This is a genomic window from Kitasatospora sp. NPDC056327 (assembly GCF_042261735.1).
GTDB lineage: Bacteria > Actinomycetota > Actinomycetes > Streptomycetales > Streptomycetaceae > Kitasatospora.
On the sequence record NZ_JBHJRC010000097.1, the window covers coordinates 21,138 to 27,137 of the forward strand.

Genomic DNA, 6,000 nt, shown 5'->3' on the forward strand with positions numbered 1-6,000 from the left:
GACGGGTGACGGCTGCGTTACCGTCGTCGAATCGGCCGGCCGCCGCGTCCATGTCGAACCGAACTCCGGTACAGCGCAATGTCGTTCCGTCGTACAGCCGGGCGCCCGCGCCCTGCCGAGGAGGATCGCATTGACTCCCACCCCGACCGTGCCGCCCCCGTCCGCCGCCCGCCGCCGCCGCGGCCGCCGTCCGCTTGCCGCGGTGGCCCTGCTGGCCGCCGTCACCCTGACCGCGGCCTGCACCAACAGCAACTCCGGAGGGTCGGGCGGCTCCGGAGGCGGCGCGACGCTCTCCGGTGACTGCGCCAAGTTCCAGCCGTACGCCGGCTTTGCGGGCCGGACGGTGACGGTCTTCGCGCCCATCCTCAGCCCCGAGTCGGACAACCTGGAGAAGTCCTGGGCGGAGTTCTCCGGATGCACCGGCATCAGGATCAGCTACGAGGGCAGCAACGACTTCGAGTCCCAGCTCCCGGTCCGGGTGACCGGGGGCAACGCGCCGGACTTCGCTATCATCCCGCAGCCCGGACTGCTGGCGCGGATCGTCAAGACCGGCAAGGTCGTCAAGCCGCCGCAGCAGACCGTGGCGAACCAGGAGAAGTGGAGCCCGGTCTGGAAGAACTACGGCTCGGTCGACGGCACCTTCTACGCGGCGCCGATGAGCGCCAACATGAAGTCCCTGGTCTGGTACTCGCCCAAGGCGTTCAAGCAGGCTGGCTACACCGTCCCGAAGACCTGGGCCGAGCTGACGGCGCTCAGCGACCGGATCGCCCGGGCGGGCGGCGGCAAGCCCTGGTGCGGCGGCATCGCCTCCGGCACGGCGACCGGGTGGCCGGCCACCGACTGGCTGGAGGAGGTGGTCCTCGGGTCGTACGGCGGTGAGGTCTACGACCAGTGGGTCACCCACAAGGTGAAGTTCTCCGACCCGAAGATCACCGCGGCGATGAAGACGGTCGCCGACTGGATGCAGAACCCGTCCTGGGTCAACGGCGGCTTCGGCGACGTGAAGTCGATCGCCACCACGACCTTCCAGGACGCGGGCACACCGATCCTCAGCGGCAAGTGCTTCATGCTCCAGCAGGCGTCCTTCTACAAGGCGCAGTGGCCGAAGGAGGTCAGGATCGGGCCGGAGGGCGACGTCTTCGCCTTCCAGTTGCCGGCGGTGGACGCGTCGGTGCCCAACCCGGTCGAGGGCGGCGGGGAGTTCCTCACCGCGTTCGCGGACCGGCCCGAGGTGCGGGCGGTGCAGAACTACCTGTCCAGCACGGAGTGGGCCGGCAACCGGGTGCGGACCGCGACCGGTTGGGTTTCGGCCAACCAGGGCGTGGACAAGAGTCTGTACACCGATCCGATCGACCGGCTCTCCGCCGACGCCCTCACCGACCCGGCGGCGACGTTCCGGTTCGACGGCTCGGACCTGATGCCGGCCGCGGTCGGCGCCGGGCAGGAGTGGAAGTCGCTCACCGCCTGGTTCGCCGAGGGGCAGTCGATCCAGAAGACCGCCGCGGACATCGACGCCGCCTGGCCGCAGTAGCGGCACACGGCGCAGGACCACCTGCCGAAGGGCGGTGCGGGGCCACCCACCCGCACCGCCCGCCCCCTCCGGCCGCCTCCGCCGTTCCGTGCTCCCCGCTGTCCCGTGCTCCTCGCCGTTCCGTGCTCCTCGCCGTTCCGCTCCCCGTCGCGGGTGAGGGCGGGGTGACCGGCCCGGTCCCTGTGCCTTCGGTCCCCGTGCCGGGCCCTGCGTTCCCGGGCCGTGCGCGTCCCGGTGCTCCCGCTCCTTCCGGTTCCACGTTCCGCCCTCCGTAGGGAAAGGACGTCCCGTCATGCTCCTCTCCGCCGGCGCCTGGGGCGACGCGGTGCTCAAGTTCGGCAACACCATCGGCGCGGTCGCCGGGTTCCTCGGCGTCCTGGCCGTGGTCTTCCTGGCCGCGGCACGCGCCTCGCGCGGTGCCTCCGGCCGGTTCGCCCGTCCACTGGCCACGGCGGTCATGCTCGGCCCGGCCCTGGTGCTGCTGCTGATCGGCCTGGTCGCGCCGCTGATCCGCACGGTCTACCTGAGCCTGCGCAGCGACGACAGCCGACGCTTCGTCGGCGGCGAGAACTTCGGCTGGGCGTTCACCAGCGACTCGGTGCGCGAGGTGCTGGTCAACACGCTGCTCTGGCTGCTGGTCGCGCCCCTGGCCGCCACCGGTCTGGGGCTGGTCCTGGCCCTGTTGGTGGACCGGATGCGCGGTCAGACGGTCTACAAGTCGCTGATCTTCATGCCGATGGCGATCTCGCTGGTCGGCGCCTCGATCGTCTTCAAGTTCGTCTACGAGTCGCGGGACGCCTCGCAGCAGCAGGTCGGCCTGCTCAGCCGGCTGGCCATCGCGGCGGGCTGGGACGATCCGCCGAACTGGCTGCTCTCCCAGCCGCTCAACACCTTCCTGCTGATGGCCGTGATGGTGTGGGTGCAGACCGGGTTCGCGATGGTCGTCCTCTCGGCGGCGATCAAGGCGGTCCCGGACGAGGTCACCGAGGCGGCCCGGCTGGACGGCGCCCGGGGGGTGCGGCTGTTCTGGTACGTCACGGTGCCCATGATCCGCACCACGGTGGTGATGGTGCTGACCACGGTGATGATCACCACGCTGAAGGCCTTCGACATCGTCCGCACCATGACCGGCGGCAACTTCGGCACCCAGGTGCTGGCCAACGAGATGTACTCGCAGTCCTTCGTCCAGTTCAACACCGGGCGGGGCAGCGCACTGGCGGTGGTCCTCTTCCTCGCGGTGCTGCCCCTGGTGGTCTACAACATCGTCCAGTTGCGCAGGGAGCGTGCGGTCCGATGAGCGTGAGCCTCAAGATGTCCGGCCGGTCCGGCCGGTCCGGCCGGCACGCCGGGTCCGGCGGGCGATCCGGGTCCGGCGGGCGCGGCCGGTCGGACGGCCGTGGCACGAACCCCGTCCGACAGGCGTTCTCGGCCCCGATCGCCTCGGTGTTCGTGATCGCGGTGACGGTGCTGTGGACCGTGCCCACCTTCGGACTGCTGGTCACCTCGCTGCGCCCCAAGCAGGACGTCACGGCCGACGGCTGGTGGAACGCCCTCCTCCACCCGGACCTCGGCCTGGACAACTACCACACGGCGCTGTTCGAGGGCGGGTTCGGCGTCTCCACCGGCCTGATGCCCTTCCTGGTCAACTCGCTGGCGATCAGCGTGCCGGCCACGCTCTTCCCCATGGTCCTTGCGGCGATGGCCGCGTACGCGCTGGCCTGGGTGCGGTTCCGGGGCAGCGACACGCTGTTCTTCGTGATCTTCGCGCTCCAGGTGGTGCCGATGCAGATGGCGCTGATCCCGCTGCTCCAGCTGTTCTCCGGCGGGGCGCACCTGGGTTCGCTGACGCTGCTGCCCGCGCTCGACCTCAAGGGCACCTACGCGCCGGTCTGGCTGGCGCACACCATGTTCGCGCTGCCGCTGGCGATCTTCCTGCTGCACAACTTCATCGCCCAGCTGCCGCGTGACCTCATGGAGGCGGCGGTGATGGACGGCGCCTCGCACTTCAAGATCTTCCGCTCGATCGTGCTGCCGCTCTGCACCCCGGCGCTGGCGTCGTTCGCGATCTTCCAGTTCCTCTGGGTCTGGAACGACCTGCTGGTGGCGCTCACCTTCGCCGGCGGCACACCGGACGTCGCGCCGATGACGGTCCGGCTCGCGCAGCTGTCGGGCTCGTTCGGCGGGCGGTGGGAGCTGCTGACGGCGGGGGCGTTCCTGTCGATCGTGATCCCGCTGGCCGTGTTCTTCGCACTTCAGCGGTACTTCGTGCGGGGGCTGCTGGCCGGCTCGGTCAAGGGCTAGCCGGGGCCGCCTCCCCGGCGGGCCACCGGGGTGCCGCCGGTGGGGCCGGGCGGCTTCCGGGAGGGCTCCGGCGCACGGCGTCCGGCTCTGTCACGAGGGTGTGACAGGGCCGGACGCGGTGTTTTTGAACTTGTTCAGAATGGTCTACAGTCGGCTTCGGCCGTGGTGCCCGGCGTTCCGCCGGTGTGGTTCCGCGTGCCCGTCGGCGGGCCGCCCGGAGGGTGGTGTCCGCACGCCCACCCGACCATTGAGGGGGAACCCATGTCCGGATCCAGTGCATCTGCGGGGGACGGAACGCCGTCCGGCGGCGCCGGCACCGGTGCTGCCGGGGACACCGGCGCCGGCGGCGGGGCCGCCGGTGGTGCCGTTCCCGGGCCCGGGAACGGGCCCGGGTTCGGCTTCGGTCCCGCTCCCGGCTTCGGTCCCGCTCCCGCCTTCGGCGCCACCTCCGCGTCCCGGCCCGGCGTCGGGCCCGGGCCCGTCATCGGTCCGCCGTCGGCCGGCGCTCCCGGCGCCGGGCCGTACCGCAGCCCCGGTGTGCCCGCGCCGCAGCCCTTCGCGTGGCTGCGGCCCAGCGACCCCGAGCGGAAGGCCCCGGCGACCGGCCGGACGGTGCTGGCGGCGGTGCTGACCGGCCTGCTCACGTCCTGGCTGCTGACGGGCGGCCTCGGCGTCAACCTGCTGCTCTGCGCGCTGGTCGTCACCGCGGGTGCCGGGATCGCGGCCCGTGCGGCAGGCCGCCGACTGCGCGGCTGGACGGTCCTGTGGAGCGTCCTCGCGCTCGCCCTGCTCACCGTCCCGGCCCTCCACGAGGCCCACTGGCCGGTCCTGCTGAGCACGGTCTGGGCCGTCGCCCTGGCCTCGCTCGCCCTGCACGGCGGACGGCGCTGGAGCGGCGTCCTGCTCGCACTGCCGGGTCTGCTCTGGCAGCTCGTGCCCGGGCTGGTCTGGGCCCGGGGGAGTCTGCGCGGTGGCGGGAACGGCCGCGGCCGGGTGGTCCCGGTGCTCAAGGGCGTTCTGGTGGCGGCCGTGCTGCTGACCGTCTTCGGAGCCCTGTTCGCCGGCGCCGACGCCGCGATGGCCGACGTCCTCGGGAGCCTCATCCCCAGTCTGGACCTCGGTGAACTCCCCGCCCGGGCGGCCCTGTTCCTGCTCGGCCTGGCGACCGCCCTGGGCTTCGCCCACATCGCGGCCGGACCGCGCCGCTGGGACCGCACGGCCGTCCGGCCGGGCCGCGCCCGGGGCCGGCTGGAGTGGGCGGTCCCGCTGGGCGCGCTCAACCTCATGTTCGGCGCCTTCGCGGTGCTGCAGGCCGTGGTGGTCCTCGGCGGCGCGGAGTCGGTCCTGGAGCGGACCGGGATGAGCCGGTCCGAGTACGCCCGCCAGGGCTTCTGGCAGCTGCTCGTGATCACCGTGCTGACCCTGGTGGTCGTCGCGGTCGCCAAGCGCTGGGCGCCGCGCGGGACCGCGGCCGACCGCAGGCTGGCGCGGCTGCTGCTCGGCGCGCTCTGTCTGCTCACCCTGGTCGTGGTGGCCTCGGCACTCGGGCGGATGTGGTTCTATGTGGACGCCTCGGGGCTGACCGCGCTGCGGCTCTGGGTACTGGTGGTCGAGGGCTGGCTGGGCGTGGTCTTCCTGCTACTGATCGTGGCGGGCCTGACGCCGTCGGTCGGCTGGCTGCCGCGCGCGGTGGTGCTGAGTGCGGCACTGGCTGCCGCGCTGTACGGGCTGTCCGGGCCGGACGCCCTGGTCGCGGAGCAGAACGTGGCCCGCTTCGAGCGGACCGGCCAGATCGACCTGCGCAACGTCCGTGGCCTCTCGCCGGACGCCGTCCCGGCCCTGGACCGGCTGCCGGGCGACCACCGGACCTGTGCGCTCGGCGTCCTCGTGGCCGAGGTCGAGGACGGCGCCCACCTGCCCTGGTACGCCACCAGCCTGGCGGAGGCGCGGGCCCGGGACATCCTCGCCGGGCGACCGGTGGCCGACCGGCTCGCGGACGGGAAGGGTGCCTGCGACCGGGTCGGACTCCGGTACGACTTCTCCTTCGGCGGCTGAGACCGGCGGCCGAACCCGGTCGTCGGGGCGGGCGGTAAGGGGGCGCCGGGGAACCGGCGGGGCGAGCGGGGCGGTCGGGGGAACGGGCCGGGGCCGGCCGGGAGCGGGTGCTC

4 protein-coding genes are annotated in these 6,000 nt (G+C 72.8%); all 4 read left to right on the top strand.

The genetic code is table 11. The features are described 5' to 3' along the window. Positions 1 to 130: 130 nt before the first annotated feature. A complete protein-coding gene (locus ACFCX4_RS16635) occupies positions 131 to 1,531 on the top strand; it encodes an ABC transporter substrate-binding protein (protein WP_376142968.1) in 1,401 nt (466 codons plus the stop codon). 292 nt (positions 1,532 to 1,823) lie between these two features. Beyond that, positions 1,824 to 2,828, top strand: coding sequence for a carbohydrate ABC transporter permease (locus ACFCX4_RS16640; RefSeq protein ID WP_376142970.1), 1,005 nt, complete (start codon positions 1,824 to 1,826; stop codon positions 2,826 to 2,828). Positions 2,829 to 2,974: 146 nt separating this feature from the next. Next, positions 2,975 to 3,832 carry a carbohydrate ABC transporter permease gene (locus ACFCX4_RS16645; protein ID WP_376142972.1) on the top strand — a complete coding sequence of 286 codons (858 nt, stop codon included), beginning with the start codon at positions 2,975 to 2,977 and terminating at the stop codon, positions 3,830 to 3,832. A gap of 537 nt (positions 3,833 to 4,369) precedes the next feature. Continuing rightward, positions 4,370 to 5,887, top strand: a complete 1,518-nt coding sequence (locus ACFCX4_RS16650) for a DUF4153 domain-containing protein (protein WP_376142974.1) — start codon at positions 4,370 to 4,372, stop codon at positions 5,885 to 5,887. Positions 5,888 to 6,000 lie beyond the last annotated feature (113 nt).